General features: G+C 53.9%; 26 protein-coding genes and 1 pseudogene. 20 read left to right on the forward strand and 7 right to left on the reverse strand.

Annotated elements, in window-relative coordinates:
- Positions 1-255 precede the first annotated feature (255 nt).
- The 6 genes and pseudogenes from CJP72_RS15375 to rimL all read left to right on the forward strand — a co-directional run bounded on the left by CJP72_RS15375 (position 256) and on the right by rimL (position 5479).
- Positions 256-993, forward strand: a complete 738-nt coding sequence (locus tag CJP72_RS15375) for an SDR family oxidoreductase (protein WP_162382226.1) — start codon at positions 256-258, stop codon at positions 991-993.
- A gap of 26 nt (positions 994-1019) precedes the next feature.
- Positions 1020-2225, forward strand: a complete 1206-nt coding sequence (locus CJP72_RS15380; protein WP_162382283.1) for an acetyl-CoA C-acyltransferase — start codon at positions 1020-1022, stop codon at positions 2223-2225.
- Positions 2226-2289: 64 nt separating this feature from the next.
- Positions 2290-2640: a phasin family protein gene (locus CJP72_RS15385; protein ID WP_162382227.1), complete on the forward strand. Its 351-nt coding sequence runs from the start codon at positions 2290-2292 to the stop codon at positions 2638-2640.
- A 47-nt stretch (positions 2641-2687) separates the two neighbouring features.
- Positions 2688-4406, forward strand: coding sequence for a class I poly(R)-hydroxyalkanoic acid synthase (gene phaC, locus CJP72_RS15390; RefSeq protein WP_162382228.1), 1719 nt, complete (start codon positions 2688-2690; stop codon positions 4404-4406).
- A 308-nt stretch (positions 4407-4714) separates the two neighbouring features.
- Positions 4715-4780: pseudogene (locus CJP72_RS25580) on the forward strand (hypothetical protein); the annotation flags it as partial.
- A gap of 153 nt (positions 4781-4933) precedes the next feature.
- Positions 4934-5479 carry a 50S ribosomal protein L7/L12-serine acetyltransferase gene (gene rimL, locus CJP72_RS15395; protein WP_162382229.1) on the forward strand — a complete coding sequence of 182 codons (546 nt, stop codon included), beginning with the start codon at positions 4934-4936 and terminating at the stop codon, positions 5477-5479.
- On the opposite strand, the gene ydcK is transcribed toward rimL, so the two are convergent.
- Complete coding sequence (gene ydcK / locus CJP72_RS15400; RefSeq protein WP_162382230.1) at positions 5471-6451, reverse strand: YdcK family protein; 981 nt, start codon at positions 6449-6451, stop codon at positions 5471-5473. The two genes, rimL and ydcK, sit on opposite strands and share 9 nt — an antisense overlap.
- A 112-nt stretch (positions 6452-6563) precedes the next feature.
- Between ydcK and tehA the strand changes: the two genes are divergently transcribed.
- The 3 genes from tehA to CJP72_RS15415 all read left to right on the forward strand — a co-directional run bounded on the left by tehA (position 6564) and on the right by CJP72_RS15415 (position 9006).
- Entirely contained in the window at positions 6564-7568 is a 1005-nt protein-coding gene (gene tehA, locus CJP72_RS15405) for a dicarboxylate transporter/tellurite-resistance protein TehA (protein WP_162382231.1), read from the forward strand.
- Positions 7565-8161 (forward strand): tellurite resistance methyltransferase TehB, encoded by a 597-nt coding sequence (gene tehB, locus CJP72_RS15410; RefSeq protein ID WP_162382232.1) that lies wholly within the window; start codon positions 7565-7567, stop codon positions 8159-8161. The genes tehA and tehB overlap by 4 nt, the downstream gene beginning before the upstream one ends.
- Positions 8162-8328: 167 nt before the next feature.
- Positions 8329-9006 (forward strand): DUF3313 domain-containing protein, encoded by a 678-nt coding sequence (locus CJP72_RS15415; RefSeq protein WP_162382284.1) that lies wholly within the window; start codon positions 8329-8331, stop codon positions 9004-9006.
- 129 nt (positions 9007-9135) lie between these two features.
- Here the strand turns inward: CJP72_RS15415 and CJP72_RS15420 are convergent, their stop codons facing one another.
- Positions 9136-10323 (reverse strand): benzoate/H(+) symporter BenE family transporter, encoded by a 1188-nt coding sequence (locus CJP72_RS15420; protein WP_342212319.1) that lies wholly within the window; start codon positions 10321-10323, stop codon positions 9136-9138.
- A gap of 72 nt (positions 10324-10395) precedes the next feature.
- On the opposite strand from CJP72_RS15420, the gene CJP72_RS15425 reads away from it, so the two are divergent.
- Together CJP72_RS15425 and CJP72_RS15430 are read left to right on the forward strand one after the other, a co-directional pair.
- Complete coding sequence (locus CJP72_RS15425) at positions 10396-10932, forward strand: helix-turn-helix domain-containing protein (protein WP_162382234.1); 537 nt, start codon at positions 10396-10398, stop codon at positions 10930-10932.
- 78 nt (positions 10933-11010) lie between these two features.
- Positions 11011-12972 (forward strand): peptidase U32 family protein, encoded by a 1962-nt coding sequence (locus tag CJP72_RS15430; RefSeq protein ID WP_162382235.1) that lies wholly within the window; start codon positions 11011-11013, stop codon positions 12970-12972.
- 3 nt (positions 12973-12975) lie between these two features.
- Here the strand turns inward: CJP72_RS15430 and CJP72_RS15435 are convergent, their stop codons facing one another.
- The 4 genes from CJP72_RS15435 to CJP72_RS15450 form a co-directional block, all read right to left on the reverse strand.
- Positions 12976-13206, reverse strand: coding sequence for a DUF2554 family protein (locus CJP72_RS15435; RefSeq protein WP_162382285.1), 231 nt, complete (start codon positions 13204-13206; stop codon positions 12976-12978).
- 147 nt (positions 13207-13353) lie between these two features.
- Positions 13354-13482, reverse strand: a complete 129-nt coding sequence (locus CJP72_RS15440) for a DUF2474 domain-containing protein (RefSeq protein WP_162382236.1) — start codon at positions 13480-13482, stop codon at positions 13354-13356.
- A complete protein-coding gene (gene cydB / locus CJP72_RS15445; RefSeq protein ID WP_162382237.1) occupies positions 13482-14492 on the reverse strand; it encodes a cytochrome d ubiquinol oxidase subunit II in 1011 nt (336 codons plus the stop codon). The genes CJP72_RS15440 and cydB overlap by 1 nt, the downstream gene beginning before the upstream one ends.
- A complete protein-coding gene (locus CJP72_RS15450; protein ID WP_162382238.1) occupies positions 14492-15895 on the reverse strand; it encodes a cytochrome ubiquinol oxidase subunit I in 1404 nt (467 codons plus the stop codon). The genes cydB and CJP72_RS15450 overlap by 1 nt, the downstream gene beginning before the upstream one ends.
- A 261-nt stretch (positions 15896-16156) precedes the next feature.
- Between CJP72_RS15450 and CJP72_RS15455 the strand changes: the two genes are divergently transcribed.
- The 8 genes from CJP72_RS15455 to patD all read left to right on the forward strand — a co-directional run bounded on the left by CJP72_RS15455 (position 16157) and on the right by patD (position 24023).
- The gene (locus tag CJP72_RS15455) at positions 16157-16333 is read left to right on the forward strand and encodes a type II toxin-antitoxin system HicA family toxin (RefSeq protein ID WP_162382286.1); all 177 of its coding nucleotides are present in this window, start codon (positions 16157-16159) and stop codon (positions 16331-16333) included.
- Positions 16334-16380: 47 nt separating this feature from the next.
- Positions 16381-16797 (forward strand): type II toxin-antitoxin system HicB family antitoxin, encoded by a 417-nt coding sequence (locus CJP72_RS15460; RefSeq protein WP_162382287.1) that lies wholly within the window; start codon positions 16381-16383, stop codon positions 16795-16797.
- Between the two features lie 115 nt (positions 16798-16912).
- Entirely contained in the window at positions 16913-18322 is a 1410-nt protein-coding gene (locus CJP72_RS15465; protein ID WP_162382239.1) for an aminotransferase-like domain-containing protein, read from the forward strand.
- A 337-nt stretch (positions 18323-18659) separates the two neighbouring features.
- Entirely contained in the window at positions 18660-19805 is a 1146-nt protein-coding gene (gene ydcS, locus CJP72_RS15470) for a putative ABC transporter substrate-binding protein YdcS (RefSeq protein ID WP_162382240.1), read from the forward strand.
- Between the two features lie 17 nt (positions 19806-19822).
- The gene (locus tag CJP72_RS15475) at positions 19823-20836 is read left to right on the forward strand and encodes an ABC transporter ATP-binding protein (protein WP_162382241.1); all 1014 of its coding nucleotides are present in this window, start codon (positions 19823-19825) and stop codon (positions 20834-20836) included.
- Positions 20837-21781 (forward strand): ABC transporter permease, encoded by a 945-nt coding sequence (locus CJP72_RS15480; RefSeq protein WP_162382242.1) that lies wholly within the window; start codon positions 20837-20839, stop codon positions 21779-21781.
- Entirely contained in the window at positions 21771-22577 is an 807-nt protein-coding gene (locus CJP72_RS15485) for an ABC transporter permease (RefSeq protein WP_162382243.1), read from the forward strand. Before CJP72_RS15480 ends, CJP72_RS15485 begins: the two co-directional genes overlap by 11 nt.
- Before the next feature lie 21 nt (positions 22578-22598).
- Complete coding sequence (gene patD / locus CJP72_RS15490) at positions 22599-24023, forward strand: aminobutyraldehyde dehydrogenase (protein WP_162382244.1); 1425 nt, start codon at positions 22599-22601, stop codon at positions 24021-24023.
- A 90-nt stretch (positions 24024-24113) separates the two neighbouring features.
- Here patD and yncL read toward each other — a convergent pair whose 3' ends face one another.
- A complete protein-coding gene (gene yncL / locus CJP72_RS15495) occupies positions 24114-24209 on the reverse strand; it encodes a stress response membrane protein YncL (protein ID WP_162382245.1) in 96 nt (31 codons plus the stop codon).
- 191 nt (positions 24210-24400) lie between these two features.
- Here yncL and CJP72_RS15500 point away from each other — a divergent pair, with 191 nt between their 5' ends.
- The gene (locus CJP72_RS15500; protein ID WP_162382246.1) at positions 24401-24574 is read left to right on the forward strand and encodes a GhoT/OrtT family toxin; all 174 of its coding nucleotides are present in this window, start codon (positions 24401-24403) and stop codon (positions 24572-24574) included.
- Positions 24575-24585: the final 11 nt, after the last annotated feature.

Here is a 24585-nt window from a genome sequence, read left to right on the forward strand (position 1 = left end):
TGTTTTTGTGCAATAAAAACCTATTTTGATCGCATAAGCATGACTTCGATCACCCTTTTTTTAATTAAAATCCGTCGATGTGATGAGATTCAAATAATAATCCGCCAAAGCGAAATACTCTGTATTCAGACTTGTTGTAATTGGAGGTAAAAACCAGACGCCTTTATTTGTTCGTTATTTATTTTATTTTCCCCAGCCTCTTGAAAATAGAGAGGCAGGCTCATCTGTTTTTAATTTTTATTCTGGCGGTATTTTATGAAAAAAGCACTGGTAACAGGTGGACACGGTGGTATCGGGTCAGCAATCACCCGCGCACTGGTCTCTTCCGGATATCGGGTTATTGTCTGCTATATTCCCGGCGATGAATTACAGGCCCTGAAATGGTTCAGGAAAAATAATTATTCAGAAACACAGGTTTTTTTACTTCCCCTGGATGTCACGGATACCGGCGGGTGTGAAAAAACACTGTGCGAATTACTGGATCAGGAAAAACATATCGATGTGCTTGTCAATAACGCCGGGATCACCCGGGACACCACGTTTAAACGCATGTCGCCCGCACAGTGGCATGAAGTGATTAATGTCAACCTGAATGGCATCTATAACGTCACCCGTCCCCTGTTTCCGGGCATGTGTGAGAGAGGGAATGCCCGCATTATCAATATCTCTTCTGTGAATGGACTGAAGGGGCAGTTCGGCCAGGTGAACTACTCTGCAGCGAAAGCGGGCATGATTGGGTTCACCAAAGCCCTTGCAGCGGAAGGGGCAAAGGCCGGTGTGACGGTGAATGCTGTGGCTCCCGGCTATACCGGCACCCCAATGGTCGAAATGATGAAACCGGAAGCGCTGCAGGCTATCACCGCCGGGATCCCGATGCAGCGTCTGGCCACCCCGGATGAAGTGGCGGCGGCAGTCGCGTTTTTAGCCAGTGACGCTGCCGCCTACATTACCGGGGAAACCCTCTCCGTCAATGGCGGGTTGTACATGCACTGAGGCGTGACTGACGCACAGGAGGACAGATTGTGAAAGTGTATATCGTGGCAGCAAAACGGACGCCGGTTGGCTGTTTTAAGGGCGCACTGAAAACCCTCTCTCCGGCCAGGCTGGGCGCTGAAGCCGTGAAAGCCGTCCTGGCCCAGGTCCAACTGGCGGCCTCCGTCGTTGACGAAGTGATCGTCGGGAATGTGATTGGTGCCGGACAGGGAATGGGGGTGGGGCGTCAGGTCGCCCTGGCGGCCGGTATCCCGGACCGGGTTCCGGCCTACACCCTGAATATGGTGTGCGGCAGCGGTATGAAAGCTGTCATGGACGCGTGCGCCCACATTAAAGCGGGTGATGCGGAGGTTGTCATTGCGGCCGGGACTGAAAGCATGTCGCAGATCCCCTTTACCGTCCCTGCAGATATCCGCTGCGGCATCCGACCGGGGCATCTGGAATTGCGGGATTTGCTGATCAGTGACGGGCTGACGGATGCGTTCAACCGATACCACATGGGGTTCACGGCGGAAAATATTGCCCGACGACTGGAGATCAGCCGTGAAGAGCAGGATCGCTTTGCGCTGGCCAGCCAGCGCAAAGCGGTGGCCGCCGTCAGCCAGGGGCGATTTGTAGACGAAATTGTGCCGGTTGAGGTGAAGTCGCGTAGCGGTCTTCTGACGGTGGCGCAGGATGAACACCCCCGGGACGGTGTCACCATCGAAAAATTAGCGGCTCTGTCTCCTGCGTTTACCGACAGAGGCACGGTGACTGCCGGTAATGCCTCCGGCCTTAATGACGGCGCCAGCGCCATCCTGGTTGTCTCAGAAGCGGCGGTTGAGAAATACCATCTGCAGCCGCTTGTGGAAATCGAAAGCTACCATCAGGTCGGGGTTGCCCCGGATGTGATGGGACTGGGGCCCGTCGGTGCCTGCCTCGGGGCGCTGGGGAAGGCCGGGCTGCTTATCGACAACATCGATCTGTGTGAATGCAATGAAGCGTTTGCCGCCCAGGCGCTGGGGGTGATCCAGGAGATCGCCAGGCTCACCCGTACCCCTGCGGAGGCGCTGCTGGCCCGCACCAATGTGAATGGCGGAGCCATTGCGCTCGGTCATCCGCTGGGGGCCTCTGGTAACCGCATTCTTGTCACGCTGCTGTATGAAATGCGTCGGCGTGGGGCCGGGCGAGGCCTGGCTACCCTCTGTATTGGTGGGGGCATGGGCACGGCAGTCATACTGAAAAATATGTAATCCCTCCGGATGGCATAAAAATGCCCCGGATTTTCTGTTACTCACTCAAAAAGGAACCCCGTGTATGTATACCAAGATGTACAAAAACCTGTCTGAGCAGGTCGAAAAAATCCTGATCCCGTATGCCCGTTTTAACCAGATGATGGCCAAAAACGTAGAAGAGCTGACCGGACTCAGCCTGGCGTCCATGCAGGCCCGTTGCGATATCGGCAACGCCCATCTGCATGCCCTGGGGGAGGTGAAGGATTTGTCGTCCCTGGCGGCTTTCAATGCACAGCAACTGGAGAGCCTGCTGGCGTTGTCCCGGCGCTGTGTGGAGGACTGTAGCCAGTTTACGGAAATAGCAAGAGCGTTCAGGGCCGATATTGAAATGCTCATGACAGAAAACGCCGCCCGGTCACGCACCGGGTCATAACAGGACGGGCCTCACTGACGTGAGGCCCGCAAATAAAAGGGATGGTTATGACCGATTCCGTTTTACACGCTGCCCGTAGCAGGCCACAGCAGGAGGCTGACAGTGATGACACTCTGTCGCTCAGCAGCCTGGCACCGGTGCTGGCAACCCTGTATGCCATTAATCTCCGGGACGTGAATGAGGCGCTGCTGTCGCTTTTTCAGGCTCCGGAGCAGTTTGCTGACAGAATGCAGCACTGGTGGGAGAAACAGGTTGCTGAGACGCAGGACGTTCTGTCCGGGGCTGAAGATGCACGGTTCAGTGCCCCGGAATGGAATAAGGACGATATGTACGGTGAGCTGAAAGCGCGCTATTTATACTTCTGCCGGAGCGTCGACACGCTGCTGGACACCCTGGGCGGAGAGGGCGACGAAGGACTCCCACGGCTGAAATTCTTTTCCCGCCAACTGCTCAGCGCGCTCTCTCCGGCCAATTACCTGTTCACCAATCCGGAGGCACTGGCCCGAATAGCCGACACTGATGGGGAAAACCTGAGGGACGGTCTGGCCCGTTTTACCGATGATTTGCGCCACAGCGATGGGGTACTGAATATTCGCCAGGTCAGCAGAAATGCCTTTATTCCTGGGGTGCATCTGGCGGCCACTCCGGGAGCCGTGGTTTTTCGGAACGACCTCTGTGAACTGATTCAGTACACCCCCCTGACGGAGACGGTGAACAAAACCCCGTTACTGATCGTCCCGCCGCTCATCAACAAATACTACATTCTGGATCTGCGTGAGAAAAACTCCATGGTGCGCTGGCTGCTGGAGCAGGGACATGCTGTGTTCATGCTGTCATGGCGCAATCCGGATGCCTCCCTGCGGGAAACTGGCTTTGACCGCTATGTGCTGGACGGCGTAGTCAACGCGGTGAATGTGATTGAAGGGATCACCGGATGCGGGCAGATCAATGCCGCCGGGTATTGCCTCGGGGGCACTCTGCTGGCCTGCACGGTTGCCTATTATGCGGCCAGAAGGATGAAGAAAAAAATCAGATCAGCCACCTACTTCACCACGCTGCTGGATTTTTCCACGCCGGGCGAGGTGGGAGCCTATATCGATCCGGCGCTGGTGTCTGTTATCAGCGAACAGAACACGCGGCGGGGCTATATGGATGGCAGGATGATGAATGTCACGTTTAACTCCCTGCGCGAGAACAGTCTCTACTGGAATTACTACACCAGCCACTATCTGCTGGGAAAACCGGCCCGGGACTTTGATCTGCTGTTCTGGAGCAGCGACAGCATTAACGTCACCGCCGCCTGCTGGCAGGATATCGTGCAGGAATTTTATCTGCATAACCGGCTGATCCAGCCGCGGGGTTTCAAGGTGGGCGGGGTGTATATCGACCTGTCGCGGATCGATATTCCCGGTTATTTTGTTTCCGCCTGTGACGATCATATCGCCCTATGGCAGGGCACGTATCAGGGGGCGAGACACCTGAAAGGCGACACCACGTTTGTGCTCGGAGGGGCCGGGCATGTGGCCGGTATCATTAACCCGCCAGCCGGCATGAAATATGGTTACCGGGTGAACGATACGCTGCCGGATGATGCCGGGACCTGGCTGAGCACGGCGAAAGAGCACCCTGGCTCCTGGTGGCCGCACTGGCATCAGTGGCTGAAAAGCAAGGAGAAGGGAGAGCCGGTGGCCGCTTATGCCGTCGGGAATGAAACCTGGCCCGTGCTGGCGGAGGCTCCCGGAGACTATGTCCGGGCCACGGTCTGAGGCTTTTCATCCCATAACGCAGCGGTATCCGGGCATAGGCCTGGATACCCTGATAACTGTCTGAACAGAGGCCGCCGTCTCAGAAAAAGTGATCCTGCCGACGTTTACCATCCCGGTTCACGGTATTCGCTTCTGCGACGCTTCATTGTCTTTTACGACGCCCCAGGGAGATCCATACGATATCGTTTTGCTTAAGCCAGAGCGCGGGAAGCGTTGGGAATATCAGGTTTTTGCGGCTCGCGGCACAGGAATACCGGAAGCCAGTTGACCGTCCAGGTAAAACATCAACGAGTAAAATTATGCCTGTACACGAGATTGCCCGACTGGAAGGTTCTGATGGTCGGGGATACAATTTGGATATTGTTCGCCTGAGGTAACAGAAACGCCTGTTGAAGGACGATCTGCTTAAAATGTTGCAAAAAGAAAGTGTTGAATAACGCATGTTCTCAAAGGGCTTCACCCGCATTGAGGCCCTTCATCTGATATTATTCTGGCCATCTTGATTTTTAATAAGGGAATGGCCTGAAATGTCCGACATCATCACACTCGACGACGCCTTACAACTGCGCGCGGTAGAAGAAAGTTACGTGACGCCGCTGCATCAGTTAATCCTCAAAAATAAAGCGTGGCTGCAACAGTCGCTGAATTGGGTGCCATTCGTCAATTCAGAAGAGGACACCCACAAAACCGTGCAGGGCAACATGATGTTGCACCAGCGTGGCTACGCCAAAATGTACCTTATTTTTAATCACGACGATGTCGTGGGGGTTATTTCGTTTAATTTAATCGAACCGCTTAATAAAACGGCCTATATCGGTTACTGGCTGGATGAAGAAAATCAGGGGCAGGGGATCCTTTCGCGTGCACTGCAGGGCGTCATCCATTTTTATGCCCAGCGTGGCGAGATCCGCCGGTTTGTCATCAAATGCCGTGTTGATAATGCCAGAAGTAACCGCGTAGCACTCCACAACGGCTTCATCCTGGAAGGCTGTATGAAACAGGCTGAATTTCTCAACGGCGATTATCACGACGTCAATATGTACGCCCGTATCATCGATCCGGTTTCACAGTAAACCGGCTAAGGGGGTGCGCGTAATGTGCTGTTCACCGTTAACGGTCTTCGGCCCGCGCAGGTGAATCACGTCGCCGTCAAAGGCTTCCACCGTCGCCCGGTCGGTTATCTCAACACGGTGTTCTATCACTACTTCGCCGATCACACGGGTGTCGCCCTCAATTAAAACATGATCATCGAGCAGAATGGGGCCGCCGCTGAGATGGGCGCGCCCGCCGACCAGCACGTGATGTTTCAACACACAATTCCCTTCCACGGTTGCGTGTTCAGCCACTTGCGAGCTGTAGCGTAGGGTGGGAATAGCATCCTCGTGAGTACCGGCAATGATGCGGGCGTGGCCGTACACCTTCGCGCAATCGCAAATCCAGACATTGTTTTCGGCATTACCTTCGATCAGGGCAAAGTCAAAGACTTCAGCGCGGTGCTCTATAAACGCCTCATTGACTATCGCATCGCCATAGATTTGCGCCTGATGCACCACCCGCGAGCGACTCACCGTGGCGCGGTCATAGATTTGCAACATCAGGTCGTTAGCGCGTGTTAACCCTCTTGCGGCGATAATTTCTGACTGATGCAAAACACGCGCATCGCCAAAGAGGTGGCAAATCCCTCGCACCACGGAATGTTGCACAGTGACGTTGTCACTTATCTGGGCGCCATGACTGATTTCTGCCTGGTCTATCCAGCTGTTGTCGCCGATTTGTGCGTCCTCTTTTATCACGCAATATTGGGTAATTCGGGCATTCCCGGAAATCCGCGCGCCGGCAAAAGCAAGACTGTTTTCATCGTAGATCCAGCAGTGACCTTCCTGCGCGAGAACGGAATCCGTGTCCACCCAGCCGCCTGGCGTGCCGGCTTTGACGTCGTTAAAATCTTCCACGGCGATTATCTGGCGCAGGAGTACGCTTTTTTTGCTGCCATTCTCCTGAAAACTAAACGATCGCTGTTCTTCACTCAGACGGTATTTGGTCATGGGTTATTTCCACTCAGTCGCTTAAGATAACCGTAGCAAATATTTCGGCTCTGGATAAACATAGCGAAATTTCATAAAATGCATTTCAAATATAATTTATAAATTAAACGAAATGAGTAATAAAAATCAGCACGACAAGGTGCTCAATCTCCCTGCGGGATACTTTGGCATGGTCCTGGGCACCATCGGTATGGGCTTCGCGTGGCGGTACGCAAGCCATATTTGGCCTGTAAGCCATTGGATTGGCGATGGACTGGTGATACTGGCGATGATCATCTGGGGATTACTGACGCTTGCGTTTCTCAGTCGCCTGGTGCGGTTTCCCCACAGTGTGCTGGCCGAAGTGCGCCATCCGGTAATGAGTAGCTTTGTGAGCCTGTTTCCTGCGACCACCATGCTGGTCGCCATTGGCTTTGTTCCCTGGTGTCGTTCGCTATCGGTGGCGTTATTCAGTATTGGCGTTGTCATTCAACTGACCTACGCCGCGTGGCAAACGGCCGGCTTGTGGCGGGGATCACACCCTGAAGAGGCCACGACGCCAGGGTTATATTTGCCGACGGTGGCGAACAATTTTATTAGCGCGATGGCCTGCGGAGCGCTCGGTTTCAATGATGCCGGTCTGGTGTTTTTAGGCGCTGGCGTCTTCTCGTGGCTGAGTCTGGAGCCAGTGATTTTGCAGCGTCTGCGCAGCGCCGGAGAGCTGCCAACGATGTTACGCACCTCGCTTGGCATTCAGCTTGCGCCCGCGCTGGTGGCCTGTAGCGCCTGGCTGAGCGTCAACGGAGGCGAGGGCGATATTCTGGCGAAGATGCTGTTTGGCTACGGTTTGTTGCAACTGCTTTTTATGTTGCGCTTGATGCCGTGGTATCTGTCACAACCGTTTAATGCCTCGTTCTGGAGCTTCTCGTTCGGCGTTTCCGCGCTGGCTACGACAGGATTGCATCTGGGGCACGGCTCATCGACAGGATTTTTCCATACGTTGTCGATCCCACTGTTTATTTTCACCAATTTTATCATTGCGTTATTGCTGGTACGCACGGTTGCTTTACTGATGCAGGGACGACTGCTGATTCGCGCCGAACGTGCAACATTACAGAAATCTGAGGATAAAAAATGACCCTTCGTGACGAAAATTACTTTACCGATAAATATGACCTTACCCGCACCCATTCTGAAGTGTTAGAGGCGGTAAAGGTTGTCAAACCCGGAAAAACACTCGATCTGGGTTGTGGCAACGGGCGTAATACGCTTTATCTGGCGGCCAACGGTTTCGATGTGACGGCATGGGATAAAAACCCGATGAGTATCGCCAACGTGGCGCGCATTAAAGCGGCGGAAGGGCTGGAAAATGTGCATGAGAAGGTGGTCGATCTCAACACGCTGAGTTTTGACGGCGAATATGATTTTATTGTTTCTACCGTGGTGTTGATGTTCCTTGAAGCAAACACCGTTCCGCGTTTGATCGCGAATATGCAGCGCTGCACAAAACCAGCAGGGTATAACCTGATCGTGGCGGCGATGGATACGGAAGACTATCCGTGTACCGTGGATTTCCCTTTTACCTTTAAAGAAGGGGAATTGCGCGATTATTACGAAGGCTGGGAACTGCTGAAATACAACGAAGATGTCGGAGAATTACATCGTACGGATGCTAATGGTAACCGAATTAAATTACGTTTTGCGACAATACTGGCGCGTAAAAACGGGTAATTCCGATTGATAAACGAGGATTGTGATCTACACTGCGTTCGGAATTCGTTGTTTTACCGAACGCAGATATAAAATTTGTGCAGGTGATACCATTTTTGGTACATCGTATTTATTTTCTCTTTGCTATTATTTCAGATGCATATCTTCAAAAACTAAGGGATCGTTTCATGCGTGCTCAAACTTTAATAAAAGTTGCAGTGCTTACTGGTTTACTGGCGTTATCAGGCTGTGCGTCGAAAATCACTCAGCCAGAGAAATACTCGGGGTTTTTAAAAGACTATTCTGGTCTTAAGGAAACAAAATCTGCTACGGGGCATCCTGTTTTACGTTGGGTCGATCCTGGCTTTAAACAATCAAATTACGACAACATTGTTTATAATCCGATTACCTATTACCCGGTACCTAAGCCAAGCACTCAGATTGGACAGCAAGTACTGGATAAACTGCTGAGCTACACCAACACCAAAATGAAAACGGCACTCGAGCAGCGTAAACCGCTGGTCGCAACCGCAGGTCCTCGCACTTTGATTTTCCGCGGTGCGATCACCGGTGTGGATACCAGCAAAGAAGGGCTGCAATTCTATGAAGTGGTTCCTGTCGCGTTAGTGGTTGCAGGTACGCAGATGGCGACTGGCCATCGTGACATGGACACCCACCTCTACTTTGAAGGCGAGCTGGTCGACGCGGCAACCAATAAGCCGGTGATTAAAGTTGTACGTCAGGGTGAAGGTAAAGATCTGAACAACGAAAAAACGCAAATGACGTTCGAAGCGTTGAAGCAAGTTGTTGACGACATGGCGACCGATGCGACCATGTTTGATGTCAATAAAACAGGTCAGAAATAAGCACACTGCGCCATCTTCGGATGGCGCAATTTTTTGTCTCCCATTCTTCGCTTGCCTTAACAGATATCGCCCTCGTATCGGGTTCCGTTTCGTAAAACCCTTCCGCCATCGTTTTAAACACCGTCGCAGCTATGTGCGGCGAGCCAGGCCTAACGCGCTATAGCAAATCCCACCCGCGATGAGTCCCCAGAATGCGGCGCCGATCCCCAGCAACGTCACTCCGCTTGCGGTTACCAGAAATGTAACGACAGCGGCGTCGCGCTCCGTCGCGTTGTTCAGTGCCTGATGCAGACTTCCACCAATCGTACCTAACAGGGCAAGTCCGGCCAGCATCTGAATCCAGGTCACGGGCAGGGCAGCCATCAGGCTGGTGACGGAACCACCAAACACGCCGGCCAGCAGATAAAACCCTCCCGCTGACGCTGCCGCCATCCAGCGGCGTTTGGCGTCCGGATGTGCTTCCGAGCTTTGGCAGATCGCCGCCGTAATGGCGGCAATGCAAATGGAGAAAACGCCAAAGGGGGAGAAAACTAGCGCCAAAAGTCCGGTGAAAACGATCAGGGGCGAGACCGGTAAGGTATAACCCGAGGCTTTCATCGTGGCGATGCCGGGAGCATTTTGCGACGCCATCGTGACCAGAAACAGCGGTAGTGCCACACTAAGGCTGTGCGCAAAGGAAAACTGCGGGGCGATAAATGCAGGGAGCACCGGCGATAATTGAATATCATGCGTGACAACGTCACCTTTTAGTAATGCAATCACCATTCCCGCCAACATTGCGGCGATGATGGCGTAGCGCGGCGCGATGATTTTCATCACCAGCCAGGCAAAAAACATACTGGCGCACAAGACAAACTCACCGTCAAAACGGTTAAAGGCCTGCAACCCAAAGCGCAGCAGGATCCCCGCCAGCATAGCCGCAGCGAGAGAGTGTGGAATTATCTGCATTAGCCTTGCGAACAGCCCGGTAACCCCACACAGGACAATCAACAGATTGGCGACAATGAAGACGCCGACCGCCTCCTGAAGCGTCAATCCCTGTAGTCCGGTGACCAGTAACGCTGCGCCGGGGGTTGACCATGCGGTCAGCACTGGCGCGCGATACCACAACGTCAGCGCGAGGGTACTGACGCCCATAGCGACGCCGAGCGCCGTCATCCACCCGGCTATTTGCCCGGTGGTGGCTCCGGCGGCAATAGCCGCTTGCCAGATGATGGTTGCGGAACTCGCGTAGCCCACCAGAACGGCGACAAACCCAGACAGTACTGTGGGCAGAGGAAGAGAAAACGAACGCATGGGCACCTTCTTGTGCGTTATAGCGGTCGTTCACTGTAGCATTTGTGCGTTATAGCGTACAAGTGGTAAGCTGGCTCTTTGCAGGAGGAGCAAATGGACAATCTGACTCACTATCTCTCCACCACCCTGAAAACGTTGCGTCACCAGCGTGAATGGAGTCTGTCGCGTCTGGCCGAGGCGACGGGTGTCTCAAAAGCCATGCTCGGGCAAATTGAACGTAATGAGTCCAGCCCGACGGTGGCGACGTTATGGAAAATAGCGACGGGATTGAATGTACCGTTTTCAACCTTTATTACGCCGCCGGAATCCGTGACGCCGCCTGCATTCGATCCACAACAGCAAGCAATGGTGATCACACCGCTGTTTCCCTGGGATCCTGAACTCTGTTTTGACCATTTTTCCATTCTGTTGGCACCGGGCGCACTCAGTGAATCAACCCCGCATGAACGCGGCGTAATTGAACATGTGGTGGTTATTTCGGGTCAACTGGAGATGTGTATCAACGGTGAATGGAAAACGCTACAGGCCGGAGAAGGCGTGCGCTTTGCCGGGGACTCCCCCCACGCCTACCGCAACAGCAGTGAGCAAACCGCGCACTTTCACTCACTCATTCATTACCCACAGCGTTAAACGGGAAAAGTATTTCGTAAATCGGTGCTTCTGACTACAATAGCCGCCATTTCGCTGTTATCGGATGGTAATCACTGTATGCGCCAGCAACTTCATCACCTCGAACTGTTAAGCCCGGCCCGCGACACGGCCATCGCTCGTGAAGCGATTTTGCACGGCGCGGATGCCGTCTATATCGGTGGCCCCGGTTTTGGCGCGCGTCATAACGCCAGTAATAGCCTGAAAGATATTGCTGAGCTGGTGCCTTTCGCTCACCGTTATGGGGCGAAGATCTTTGTGACGCTCAATACCATTTTGCATGATGATGAACTGGAACCTGCGCAACGGTTGATTACCGATCTGTATCAGACCGGTGTGGATGCGTTGATTGTGCAGGACATGGGTATTCTGGAACTGGATATCCCGCCGATTGAACTGCATGCCAGCACCCAGTGCGATATTCGCAGCGTTGAAAAAGCGAAGTTTCTTGCTGATGTTGGTTTTACCCAGATTGTGCTGGCGCGCGAGCTGAGTCTGAGCCAAATTCAGGCGATCCACCAGGCGACCGACGCCACCATTGAGTTCTTCGTCCACGGTGCGCTATGTGTGGCGTATTCCGGACAGTGTTATATCTCTCATGCGCAGACCGGACGCAGCGCCAACCGAGGCGATTGTTCTCAGGCCTGCCGACTGCCGTATACCCTCAAAGACGATCAGGGGCGGGTTGTGTCGTATGAAAAACACCTGTTATCGATGAAAGATAACGACCAGACGGCCAATCTGGGGGCGTTAATTGACGCTGGTGTGCGTTCCTTCAAGATTGAAGGGCGCTACAAAGACATGAGCTATGTGAAGAATATCACCGCCCATTACCGGCAGATGCTGGATGCGATTATCGAAGATCGTAGCGACCTGGCCCGGGCATCCGCCGGGCGTACTGAACATTTCTTTATTCCCTCGACGGATAAAACATTCCATCGCGGCAGCACCGATTATTTTGTGAATGACCGTAAAGGTGACATTGGCGCTTTTGATTCGCCAAAGTTTATTGGTCTTCCGGTCGGTGAAGTTCTGAAAGTGGCAAAAGATTATCTCGACGTGGAAGCCACGGAGCCGCTGGCAAACGGTGACGGATTAAATGTGCTAATTAAGCGAGACGTGGTCGGTTTTCGCGCCAATACCGTTGAAAAAACGGGACAGAATCGTTATCGCGTCTGGCCAAACGAGATGCCTGCTGATCTGCACAAAGTGCGCCCACATCACCCGCTCAATCGTAACCTTGACCACAACTGGCAGCAGGCCTTAACCAAAACCTCCAGCGAGCGCCGGGTGGCGGTTGATATTGAACTGGGCGGCTGGCAGGAACAATTGATCCTGACGCTGACCAGCGAAGAGGGCGTTAGCATCACCCATAGCCTGGACGGTCAGTTCGATGAAGCCAATAATGCTGAAAAAGCGCTGAGCAACCTGAAAGACGGTTTAGCCAAACTGGGGCAGACGATGTACTACGCCCGCAATATTCAGGTGAATTTGCCTGGTGCGCTGTTTGTGCCAAACAGCGTGCTTAACCAGTTCCGGCGGGAAGCCACAGAAATGCTGGATGCCGCGCGTCTCGCCAGCTATCAGCGCGGTCGCCGTAAGCCAGTGACGGAGCCCGCGCCGGTATACCCGGAATCCCATCTCAGCTTCCTGGCCAACGTTTACAACCGCAAGGCGCGTGAGTTTTACCACCGCTATGGCGTACAACTGATTGATTCTGCGTATGAAGCGCATGAAGAAAAAGGCGACGTGCCGGTAATGATCACCAAGCACTGTCTGCGTTTTGCGTTTAACCTGTGCCCGAAACAGGCGAAAGGCAATATCAAGAGCTGGAAAGCCACGCCAATGCAACTGGTCCACGGCGATGACGTGCTGACGCTGAAGTTTGATTGTCGTCCGTGTGAAATGCATGTCATCGGCAAGATCAAAAATCATATTTTGAAAATGCCGTTGCCGGGGAGTGTGGTGGCGTCGGTCAGCCCGGAAGAACTGATGAAAACGCTGCCGAAACGTAAAGGTTAAGTTTTAGCGAAAATGGGTGTCAGGTTTGCGCGATTTTTGCCAGTAGTGGTGTTCGCGCAGGCCTTCCGCAGAGTCTTCCGCCACCGTTCGAAGTTCATCGCTGTCCGCTTCATGGCGAAGCTGATGATCTACGTTCTTTACCCACAAAAATGTGTGCCCTTTGTGTCCCGCCATCAACTGACCTGAAAACAACGCGCAGGTCAGCAATATCACTGATAACGCTTTCGTCAACATCATGCCACCGTCTGATTACCTTTTGCGGCTATCATGCCCATGCTTTCGTCGGGTTATTATTCAAAAATTCAAATTAGCGAAAAGAATATGTCAGCGTGTGCTGAAGAAAGGCATGTGCCGGGAGCGAGGCTGCTCCCGGCACACAGACTAATGCGCTTTAAACCCGGCTGCCGCCATCAATACGCGAAAGAACATGCCCACGGCGGCCAGCGCCAGGACGCTGCATCCCCACAAAATAACCAGCCACATCAACCGTTTCCAGACTGAGTGTTCCATCAATGATACCCCTCGCCATGTTGCACTTTTCCACGAAAAACGTAATAGCTCCAGAAGGTGTAAACCAGGATGACAGGGATAATCAGCAGCGCGCCGACCAACATAAAGCCCTGACTTTGCGCGGGCGCTGCCGCCTGCCATAGGGTGATAGAGGGCGGAATAATGTGCGGCCAAATACTGATCCCCAGACCACTGAAGCCGAGGAAAATCAGCCCTAATGTCAGGATAAACGGCAGCGCGTGGCTCTCCGGCTGGCTCAGCGATTGCCATAGCCACAGGCTGCACAGCCCCACAAGAACGGGCACGGGGAGCAGGAACCACAGATTTGGCAGACTAAACCAGCGGGCGGCAATGTCACTGTGCGCCAGCGGCGTCCAGAGGCTGATGACGGCAATGACCAGTAATAACGCCATCAGCCACTTTTTCGCCGCCGCCCGCATTTTATCCTGCAACGGGTTCTCGCTCTTCATGACCAACCAGGTTGCGCCCAGTAACGCGTAGGCCACAACCAGTCCGGCACCGCAAAAGAGTGTAAACGGCGTCAGCCAGTCGAATGGTCCGCCGCTGTAACTGCGTCCCGTGACGGAAAAGCCGTTGATCACCGCGCCAACGACAACCCCCTGCGAAAACGTCGCGAGTATCGATCCGCCCAGAAAGGCGTTATCCCAGAAAGGGCGGTGCGCAGGCGTGGCCTTGAAACGAAATTCAAAGGCAACGCCGCGAAAGATTAATCCCATCAGCATCAGCGTGAGTGGGATGGTCAATGCGTCAACAATCACCGCATAGGCCAGCGGGAAGGCGCCGAATAATCCCGCGCCGCCCAGCACCAGCCAGGTTTCATTGCCATCCCAGACCGGAGCGACGCTGTTTACCATCACATCGCGATCATCGGCATCCCGGGTGGTGGGAAAGAGGATGCCGATCCCTAAATCGAAGCCGTCCATCACGATATACATCAGCGTGGCGAATACGATGATAACAAACCAGATTACTGATAAATCAATACCCATTAGCGATGTGCCTCTTGTTGAGAATCGAGGACAGCAGCAGAAAGCGGCCGTGCAGGCGTACCGGTTGGCGAAACCGTAGAGTCATCTTCCAGCGGCCCTTTGCGGATCAGGCGGATCATGTAGCTGTAACCGACGCCAAACACCGAGCTGTAGACCACAAAGAAGCTCAACAGGCTGATGCTCATGTGCAGATCGCCATGAGCGGAGACGGCATCGGCGGTGCGTTGCAGCCCATAAACCACCCAGGGCTGGCGACCGACTTCAGTCGTTACCCATCCGGCCAGAATAGCGATGAGTCCGGAAGGGCCCATCCATAGCGCAAAGCGCAGGAAGGGACGTGAGGTGTATAGCCGCTCTCTGTAGCGCAGCCATAGTGCGATGGCGCCCAACAGAATCATCAGCATGCCCAGTCCTGCCATAATGCGAAACGACCAGAACACCATGGTTGAATTTGGACGGTCCTGTTTTGCAAACTCTTTCAGAGCGGGGACCTGTTTATCCAGACTGTGCGTGAGGATCAGGCTCCCCAGCGCGGGGATCGCCAGTCCGTAGCGGGTACGTTCCTGTTCCATATCCGGCCAGCCAAACAGGTAAAGTGGCGTGGGTTCGCCGGGAGGATTCTCCCAGTGACCTTCAATGGCGGCGATTTTCGCCGGTTGATGTTTCAGGGTGTTCAGCCCGTGCATATCGCCGATCACAGCCTGAAGCGGTGCAACGATTAAGAGCATCCACAGCGCCATGGAAAACATCGCGCGGATGGCAGGCGTGTTGTTGCCGCGCAACAGGTGCCAGGCCGCAGATGCGCCCACGAACAATGCGCTGCTCAGGAACGCCGCCACGGACATATGCAACAAACGCCAGGGGAAAGAGGGGTTGAAAATGACGGCAAACCAGTCAACCGGCACCACCTGGCCGTTGATGATTTCATACCCTTGTGGCGTCTGCATCCAGCTGTTTGAGGCGAGGATCCAGAAGGTTGAAATAATGGTGCCCAGCGCCACCATGCAGGTAGAAAAAAAGTGCAGGCCAGGTCCGACTTTATGCCAGCCAAATAGCATCACACCGAGGAATCCGGCTTCCAGGAAAAAAGCGGTCAGCACCTCGTAGGTGAGCAACGGGCCGGTAATACTGCCCGCGAATTCGGAAAAACCGCTCCAGTTAGTGCCAAACTGGTAAGCCATCACCAGGCCGGAAACCACCCCCATACCAAAGTTAACGGCGAAGATTTTCGACCAAAAATGGTACAGCGAACGCCAGGTGGGATTTTTCGTTTTCAGCCAAAGGCCTTCCAGTACCGCCAGGTAGCTGGCGAGCCCAATAGTGATCGCAGGGAAAATAATGTGGAAAGAAACCGTAAACGCGAACTGAATCCGCGCCAGGTGAAACGCATCAAGACCGAACATCCTAACTCCACAGAGAAAATTGATTCAGCGCAATTTTAAGCGTCCGGCATGTTCAGTGGCAGAAACAGAACCCGCTTATTTAACCATAACAGTTGCATGCTGTTATGTGTTGGGGCTGATGAACGCGATTCTGGAATCCGCGTTCCCGTTTTTAAATGTCGCGGATACAGGATGAAGAAAAGCGTGATATAGATGCTAAATAAAGAGACGGGTAAACATAAACGTTTACTTTGTGGTTATAATACACCGTTGGGGGGCGCAGTGAAGCAAAGCGAATTAAGACGCTGGCTTGAGTCTCAGGGCGTTGAAGTGACAAATGGGACCAATCATTTGAAACTGAGATATCACGGGAAACGCAGCGTCATGCCCAGACATCCCGGCGATGAGATAAAAGAACCGTTGCGTAAAGCCATACTTAAGCAACTGGGTTTGCGTTGATCATCACGGATAAAGAGGTTGACCACATGCGAGAGTCTCAAATCATTATGCGCTATCCCGTCAATTTAACTCCTGCGCCAGAAGGCGGTTATGTCGTGTCGTTCCCGGATATCCCCGAGGCATTAACACAGGGTGATACGCGTCAGGAATCTTTAGCGGCGGCCTTTGGTGCGCTGATGACCGCGTTTGAATTTTATTTTGAAGACAATGAATCGATACCGCAGCCTTCAGTGCGTTGCGATGCAGATGCTTACGTAGACGTCCCGTTAAGCGTGACCTCCAAGATTTTGTTACTCAACGCATTTCTGGAATCTCACATCACGCAGCAGGAGTTGGCAACGCGGATTGGTAAGCCAAAACAAGAAATTACCCGCCTCTTTGATTTACGCCATTCGACGAAAATTGATACCGTCCAGGCTGCGGCCAAAGCGCTGGGGAAAGAACTGAAACTGACGCTCGTGTGACAGACAAGAAAATGCGCGGTTTTTAAGTAAATTGTTCATAACAGTTATCAAAAACCGGGTGGTTATGTAAACTGATATACACTACGTTTATCCCTGTCCGCGTTCAGGAAGAGAAATGAAGAAATATCAGCGACTGGCCGAACAGATTCGCGATCAAATCGCCTCCGGCGTGTGGCAGCCCGGCGACCGTTTACCGTCGTTGCGAGAGCAGGTTGCCAGTAGCGGCATGAGTTTTATGACGGTCGGTCATGCGTATCAGTTGTTGGAAAGTCAGGGGCGCATTATTGCCCGTCCGCAATCGGGCTACTATGTCGCGCCGCGTCCGGTGCGCCAGCCAGTTGTGCCGCCTGCGCAGGTCATGCGCGATGAGGCGGTGGACATCAATACCTATATTTTTGAGATGTTACAGGCCAGCCGGGATGCCTCCGTCATGCCGTTTGCCTCGGCGTTTCCCGATCCGCGATTATTTCCTTTACAGCAGCTCAACCGATCGCTCGCCCAGGTCAGCAAGACCGCCACGGCAATGAGCGTCATTGAAAACCTGCCGCCGGGGAATGCCGAGCTGCGTCATGCAATTGCACGCCGTTATGCCCAGCAGGGCATAACCGTCTCTCCGGATGAAATCGTGATCACGGCCGGAGCGCTGGAGGCGCTAAACCTCAGCCTGCAAGCCGTGACCGAACCCGGCGATTGGGTGATTGTTGAAAATCCCTGTTTTTACGGCGCATTGCAGGCGCTGGAACGCTTACGTCTGAAAGCACTTTCGGTGGCGACCGATGTGAAAGAGGGCATTGATTTGGCGGCGCTGGAACAGGCATTACAGGAGTATCCGGTGAAAGCGTGCTGGCTAATGACCAACAGCCAAAACCCGCTTGGCTTCACGCTCAGCCCGGAGAAAAAGGCGCGGCTGGTCGCACTGCTGGAAGCGTACAACGTGATGCTGATAGAAGATGATGTCTACAGTGAACTCTATTTTGGCCGTGAAAAACCCTTGCCCGCCAAAGCCTGGGATCGCAGCGATAGCGTGCTACATTGCTCGTCGTTTTCGAAATGTCTGGTACCGGGATTTCGCATCGGCTGGGTAGCTGCGGGCCAGCACGCCAGACAAATCCAGCGGTTACAGTTGATGAGTACGCTTTCCACCAGTTCGCCGATGCAACTGGCGTTGGTGGATTACCTCGCGACACGCCGTTATGACGCGCATTTACGCCGTTTACGCCGCCAGCTCGCCGAGCGCAAGCAACAGGCCTGGCAAACGTTGCTCCGCCACCTTCCGGCAGAGGTCAAAATTCACCATAATGACAGCGGCTATTTTCTCTGGCTGGAGCTGCCCGATGCGCTGGATGCCGGGGAGCTGAGCGCACAAGCGCTGGCGCATCACATCAGTATCGCCCCGGGAAAAATGTTTTCCACCGCTGACACCTGGACGCGTTTCTTTCGTTTTAATACCGCCTGGCCCTGGGGAGAAAGAGAAGAGCAGGCGGTGAAACAACTCGGAAATCTGATTCGCGGCATGCTGAAATAAATTCCCGGGCGCTATTGTTTTAATTTGAATAGCGCCGGGTCAATTTCAAAATAATTATTCATCATCGATTGTTAACTCCATTGCTATTAACGTATTGCCCGTCATAGGAAATTTGAATAGCCCGCTTTGTTTTTCCGCTGCGCGCTAACTCCTTGTCTATACTCCAGAAGATTTTGCATTGCTGTTGCTATTCGCAGCGTAATGCGTGTTAGCTCACAACCTGATTAAATTTCTTTGCCCCGACAGGTGCGCTTCAAAGCCGCCGACTATTTTTAGGAAAGGACATATATTTACGGCAAGGCTGCCGCTCAATATTTTGCGACAGGAGTAAGACGTTATGAGCAAGAAATTTGCCCGCAGCAGCCTGTGTGCGCTCGGTATGACATTGATGACCGCACACGCCGCCGAACCGCCCACCTCATTAGAAAAACCGGAAGGTCGCCTCGATATTATCGCCTGGCCTGGTTACATCGAACGGGGTCAGACCGATAAACAGTACGATTGGGTCACCCAGTTTGAAAAAGAGACGGGGTGTGCGGTCAATGTGAAAACGGCCGCAACGTCAGATGAGATGGTGAGCCTGATGGCAAAAGGGGGCTACGATTTGGTGACCGCCTCGGGAGATGCGTCGCTGCGATTGATTATGGGCAAACGTGTGCAACCGATTAACACCGCGTTGATCCCTAACTGGAAAGAGGTCGACCCACGCGTCGTAAAAGGCGAGTGGTTTAACGTCGACGGCAAGGTCTACGGCACGCCGTATCAGTGGGGACCGAACCTGCTGATGTACAACACCAAAACATTCCCAACACCGCCGGACAGCTGGGGCGTGGTATTTGTGAAGCAGGATCTCCCGGATGGTAAAACAAACCAGGGGCGCGTCCAGGCTTACGATGGCCCCATCTATCTTGCGGATGCCGCGTTATACGTGAAAGCGACTCAACCGAAGTTAGGCATCACCGACCCCTACCAGCTGAATGAGAAACAGTACCAGGCCGTACTCGAAGTGCTGCGCGCCCAGCACGGTCTGATCCATCGCTACTGGCACGATACCACCGTGCAAATGAGTGATTTCAAAAATGAAGGCGTGGTCGCTTCGGGTGCCTGGCCTTATCAGGCAAACGCGCTGAAAGCCGAAGGCCAGCCAATCGCCACGGTCTTCCCAAAAGAAGGGGTGACCGGCTGGGCCGATACCACCATGCTGCACAGCGAGGCCAAACACCCGGTTTGCGCCTATAAGTGGATGAACTGGTCGCTGACGCCGAAAGTGCAGGGCGATGTCGCTGCCTGGTTTGGCTCTCTGCCCGTGGTGCCCAATGGCTGTAAAGCCAGCCCGCTGTTGGGTGAAAAAGGGTGTGAAACCAACGGCTACACCTTCTTCGACAAAATCGCTTTCTGGAAAACGCCAATCGCAGAAGGCGGCAAATTTGTGCCTTACAGCCGTTGGACGCAGGATTACATTGCCATTATGGGCGGTCGCTAATTCCTCTGGGGTGATTTATGACGTACGCAGTGGAATTTGAGAACGTCTCACGCCTGTACGGTGACGTACGGGCGGTGGATGGTGTCAGTATTGCGATTAATGACGGTGAGTTTTTTTCTATGCTGGGGCCTTCCGGCTCCGGCAAAACAACCTGCTTACGCTTGATTGCGGGGTTTGAGCAGCTCTCCGGCGGTGAAATTAAAATTTTTGGTCAGCATGCCAGCGAACTGCCGCCCTGGGAGCGGGACGTTAACACCGTCTTCCAGGATTACGCGCTGTTCCCGCATATGTCGATTCTCGACAACGTCGCGTATGGTCTGATGGTCAAAGGCGTTGCGAAAAAACAGCGTTATGCGCAGGCCCAGGAAGCACTGGAAAAAGTCGCCCTCGGTTTTGTTCAGGGACGTAAACCGTCACAGCTTTCCGGTGGTCAACGCCAGCGTGTGGCGATTGCCAGGGCGCTGGTCAACGAGCCGCGGGTGCTTCTGTTGGATGAACCGCTGGGCGCACTCGATCTCAAATTGCGCGAACAGATGCAACTGGAGTTGAAAAAACTGCAGCAGTCGCTCGGCATTACTTTCATCTTCGTCACGCACGATCAGGGCGAGGCGCTGTCGATGTCGGATCGCGTGGCGGTATTCAACAATGGCCGTATCGAGCAGGTTGATTCTCCCCATGAACTTTATATGCGACCGCGTACGCCCTTTGTGGCAGGGTTTGTCGGCACCTCAAACGTGTTTGATGCGGCGATGGCCTCCCGCGTGTGCGGTCTTACCGGAACGTACTCGCTGCGCCCTGAGCATATTCGGTTAAACGTGCCGGGTGAAGTGCAGACGGTGGGGGTGATTCAGGCGGTGCAGTATCAGGGGGCGGCGACCCGCTTTGAGCTGAAACTGAGCGGCGGCGAAAAGCTGTTGGTCAGTCAGGCCAATCTGACGGGGGAAAGTCTGCCTTCCGCGCTGTCACCAGGACAAAACGTGATGGCGTCATGGTCACGGAACGTCATGGTGCCGTTGATTGAGGAGAGGTAAATGGCAATGAGCGTATTACATTCGCCCTCCCCATCAAACCGCCTGAGTAAAATCTCCGGATTTTTCTGGCGCAACCCAGGGCTTGGGCTGTTTCTGCTGCTGTTGGGACCCTTGATGTGGTTTGGCATCGTCTATTTGGGGTCATTGCTGACGTTGTTGTGGCAAGGGTTCTATACCTTTGACGATTTTACCATGTCAGTGACGCCTGACCTGACGCTGGCCAACCTGCAGGCGCTGTTTAATCCCGCCAACTACGACATCATTTTGCGAACGCTGACAATGGCGGTGGCGGTAACCATCGCCAGTGCGATTCTGGCGTTCCCGATGGCCTGGTTTATGGCGCGTTACACGCGCGGCAAGATGAAAGCCTTTTTCTACATCGCGGTCATGCTGCCGATGTGGGCCAGCTACATTGTCAAAGCGTATGCCTGGACATTGCTGCTGGCAAAAGACGGTGTGGCGCAGTGGTTCCTGACCCATATGGGGCTGGAACCTTTGCTGATGTCGTTTCTGACGCTGCCAGCGGTGGGCGGCAACACGCTATCGACCTCCGGCTTTGGCCGTTTTCTGGTGTTTGTCTATATCTGGTTGCCGTTCATGATCCTCCCCGTTCAGGCCGCGCTGGAACGCTTGCCGCCTTCATTGCTACAGGCGTCAGCCGATTTGGGCGCTCGTCCAGGACAAACCTTCCGCTACGTGGTGCTCCCGCTGGCTATTCCGGGCGTCGCGGCAGGGTCTATCTTTACCTTTTCACTGACCCTGGGTGATTTTATCGTGCCACAACTGGTTGGGCCGCCGGGGTATTTCATCGGCAACATGGTCTATTCGCAACAAGGGGCGATCGGCAATATGCCGATGGCGGCGGCATTCACACTGGTGCCGATGGTTTTGATCGCACTGTATCTGGCGTTCGTGAAAAGTCTGGGAGCGTTCGATGCACTCTGAACGCGCACCATTTCTCCTCAAACTGGCGGCCTGGGGCGGGGTGATTTTTCTCCATTTCCCGATACTGATCATCGCCACCTATGCGTTTAACAACGAGGATGCGGCGTTTAGCTTTCCGCCTCAGGGGCTGACGCTGCGTTGGTTTAGCGTCGCCGCGCAACGTAACGATATCCTTGAGTCGGTGACGTTGTCACTTAAAATCGCTGCGCTATCCACCGGGATCGCGCTGGTGCTGGGAACGCTGGCGGCGGCCGCGCTGTGGCGTCGTGACTTCTTTGGCAAGAATGCGATTTCGTTGCTGCTGCTGTTGCCGATTGCGCTGCCGGGGATCATCACCGGTTTGGCCTTACTGACCGCCTTTAAAACCCTCAATCTGGAGCCGGGTTTTTTCACCATTGTGGTGGGGCATGCAACGTTTTGCGTGGTGGTGGTTTTTAACAACGTGATCGCCCGTTTCAGACGCACCTCCTGGAGTCTGGTGGAAGCGTCAATGGATCTGGGGGCGAATGGTTGGCAAACCTTCCGCTACGTGGTGCTGCCCAATTTAGGGTCGGCGCTGTTGGCGGGCGGCATGCTGGCGTTTGCGCTCTCCTTCGATGAAATCATCGTAACCACATTCACGGCCGGACATGAACGGACGCTGCCGCTGTGGTTGCTCAATCAACTGGGCCGACCGCGCGATGTCCCGGTGACCAACGTTGTGGCATTGCTGGTGATGTTGGTGACAACAATTCCAATCTTAGGTGCCTGGTGGCTAACACGTGAAGGCGACTCGCTCGCCGAAAACGGTAAATAAACGACAATATGGGAAAATGCTATGCAACATCAATTACTGATTAACGGTGCGCTGGTCAGCGGTGAAGGTGAAAAGCAACCCGTTTATAACCCCGCCACTGGCGAGGTGATACTGGAGATTGCGGAAGCCTCTCCCGCGCAGGTCGATGCCGCCGTGCGGGCGGCCGATCGCGCTTTTGTCGAATGGGGGCAAACCACGCCGAAGTTCCGTGCCGATCTGCTGCTTAAACTGGCCGATACGATCGAAGCCAACGCCGGGGTCTTTGCGGCGCTGGAGTCACAAAACTGTGGCAAACCGCTGCACTGCGTACTGAACGACGAGAGCCCGGCGATTGTCGACGTGTTTCGCTTTTTTGCGGGAGCGGCGCGTTGCCTGAACGGTCTGGCCGCCGGTGAGTATCTGGAAGGACACACCTCAATGATCCGCCGGGATCCGGTCGGCGTTGTCGCCTCCATCGCCCCGTGGAACTACCCACTGATGATGGCGGCGTGGAAACTGGCGCCTGCGCTGGCGGCAGGGAACTGTGTGGTGATTAAACCCTCTGAAATCACACCGCTCACCGCGCTGAAACTGGCCGAATTTGCGAAGGACATTTTCCCTGCGGGCGTGATTAACGTGCTGTTTGGTCGCGGGAAAACGGTGGGCGATCCGCTAACGGGTCATGAAAAAGTGCGCATGGTTTCCCTGACCGGCTCCATCGCGACGGGCGAACACATCATCAGTCATACTGCGCCGTCGATTAAACGTACACATATGGAACTGGGCGGTAAAGCGCCGGTGATTGTCTTCGACGATGCAGACCTGGATGCGGTGGTTGAGGGCGTACGCACCTTTGGATTCTACAATGCCGGGCAAGACTGTACCGCGGCCTGCCGGATTTATGCTCAAAAAGGGGTCTACGACGCGCTGGTTGAGAAACTCGGTGCGGCGGTCGCCAGCCTGAAGACCGGCGCGCCGGAAGATGAGACCACAGAGCTGGGACCGTTAAGTTCGCTGGCCCATCTTGAGCGGGTAAGCAGAGCCGTGGAAGAGGCGAAAGCGCTCGGTCATATCAAGGTCGTTACTGGCGGTAAAAAGGTGGACGGGGCGGGGTACTATTTTGCGCCGACACTGCTGGCAGGCGCCAAACAAGACGATGCCATTGTGCAGCGTGAAGTGTTCGGTCCTGTGGTGAGCATCACCGTCTTTGACGATGAAGATCAGGTGCTGGCGTGGGCGAACGACACGCAGTACGGGCTGGCGTCATCGGTGTGGACACGGGACGTCGGTCGTGCGCATCGTCTGAGCGCCAGATTGCAGTATGGATGTACCTGGGTGAATACCCATTTCATGCTGGTGAGTGAAATGCCGCACGGTGGGCAAAAACTGTCGGGATACGGTAAGGATATGTCACTGTATGGGTTAGAAGATTACACCGTTGTCCGCCACGTTATGGTTAAACATTAACCGGGCGTCTCAGCCACAAGAACATCGTAAGTCAAAGGGCAGAGAGGAGACATTCTCTCTGCCACTCTACATTGCAAGCGCGGTATTAAATTACGAAAACCAGCCAAATCTCAAAGAGATAAGACCAAAGAGCCCCACAGCAGCAAAGACATTAATCAGCACTACGGTTTTACTGGAAACATTCATTTTTGCCACCTTTTTACATTGCCCTTATGTGTATAGTACGGCTTCAAACTATTCGCAATAGTACTTATTCTGGACATTAGAGAGCTGTGTTGGATTTCTGTAAAATTGCTGTTGCAGGGCAATAAAGCTTGATGCAGATCAAAAAAAAGAGCATATTGTGCGCGTTTTTAATTCTGGCCTGGATGCCTGACATGTCTGTCTACCAAAAGATGTTAATTGTTTACGCCGTCATGGCGTCAATCACCTGTTTGATCACCTGGTTTCTCTCCCACGATAAAAAACGGATCCGCTTGCTGAGCGCCGTGCTTGTTGGTGCCACCTGGCCGATGAGTTTTCCGGTGGCGTTGATGTTTTCCCTGTTCTGACACAGCCTGAT

This window comes from Citrobacter sp. NCU1, assembly GCF_010231475.1.
Lineage (GTDB): Bacteria > Pseudomonadota > Gammaproteobacteria > Enterobacterales > Enterobacteriaceae > Citrobacter_D.

Coding starts and splice junctions, on each gene's coding strand:
- CJP72_RS15485 (WP_162382243.1), top strand. CDS start 21,771: ATGCACTCTGAACGCGCACCATTTCTCCTCAAACTGGCGGCCTGGGGC.
- ydcK (WP_162382230.1), bottom strand. CDS start 6,451: ATGACCAAATACCGTCTGAGTGAAGAACAGCGATCGTTTAGTTTTCAG.
- patD (WP_162382244.1), top strand. CDS start 22,599: ATGCAACATCAATTACTGATTAACGGTGCGCTGGTCAGCGGTGAAGGT.
- CJP72_RS15440 (WP_162382236.1), bottom strand. CDS start 13,482: ATGGAACACTCAGTCTGGAAACGGTTGATGTGGCTGGTTATTTTGTGG.
- CJP72_RS15475 (WP_162382241.1), top strand. CDS start 19,823: ATGACGTACGCAGTGGAATTTGAGAACGTCTCACGCCTGTACGGTGAC.
- CJP72_RS15435 (WP_162382285.1), bottom strand. CDS start 13,206: ATGTTGACGAAAGCGTTATCAGTGATATTGCTGACCTGCGCGTTGTTT.
- ydcS (WP_162382240.1), top strand. CDS start 18,660: ATGAGCAAGAAATTTGCCCGCAGCAGCCTGTGTGCGCTCGGTATGACA.
- CJP72_RS15460 (WP_162382287.1), top strand. CDS start 16,381: ATGCGCTATCCCGTCAATTTAACTCCTGCGCCAGAAGGCGGTTATGTC.
- rimL (WP_162382229.1), top strand. CDS start 4,934: ATGTCCGACATCATCACACTCGACGACGCCTTACAACTGCGCGCGGTA.
- CJP72_RS15385 (WP_162382227.1), top strand. CDS start 2,290: ATGTATACCAAGATGTACAAAAACCTGTCTGAGCAGGTCGAAAAAATC.
- tehA (WP_162382231.1), top strand. CDS start 6,564: ATGAGTAATAAAAATCAGCACGACAAGGTGCTCAATCTCCCTGCGGGA.
- CJP72_RS15450 (WP_162382238.1), bottom strand. CDS start 15,895: ATGTTCGGTCTTGATGCGTTTCACCTGGCGCGGATTCAGTTCGCGTTT.
- CJP72_RS15480 (WP_162382242.1), top strand. CDS start 20,837: ATGGCAATGAGCGTATTACATTCGCCCTCCCCATCAAACCGCCTGAGT.
- tehB (WP_162382232.1), top strand. CDS start 7,565: ATGACCCTTCGTGACGAAAATTACTTTACCGATAAATATGACCTTACC.
- cydB (WP_162382237.1), bottom strand. CDS start 14,492: ATGGGTATTGATTTATCAGTAATCTGGTTTGTTATCATCGTATTCGCC.
- CJP72_RS15415 (WP_162382284.1), top strand. CDS start 8,329: ATGCGTGCTCAAACTTTAATAAAAGTTGCAGTGCTTACTGGTTTACTG.
- phaC (WP_162382228.1), top strand. CDS start 2,688: ATGACCGATTCCGTTTTACACGCTGCCCGTAGCAGGCCACAGCAGGAG.
- yncL (WP_162382245.1), bottom strand. CDS start 24,209: ATGAATGTTTCCAGTAAAACCGTAGTGCTGATTAATGTCTTTGCTGCT.
- CJP72_RS15500 (WP_162382246.1), top strand. CDS start 24,401: ATGTCTGTCTACCAAAAGATGTTAATTGTTTACGCCGTCATGGCGTCA.
- CJP72_RS15425 (WP_162382234.1), top strand. CDS start 10,396: ATGGACAATCTGACTCACTATCTCTCCACCACCCTGAAAACGTTGCGT.
- CJP72_RS15375 (WP_162382226.1), top strand. CDS start 256: ATGAAAAAAGCACTGGTAACAGGTGGACACGGTGGTATCGGGTCAGCA.
- CJP72_RS15465 (WP_162382239.1), top strand. CDS start 16,913: ATGAAGAAATATCAGCGACTGGCCGAACAGATTCGCGATCAAATCGCC.
- CJP72_RS15430 (WP_162382235.1), top strand. CDS start 11,011: ATGCGCCAGCAACTTCATCACCTCGAACTGTTAAGCCCGGCCCGCGAC.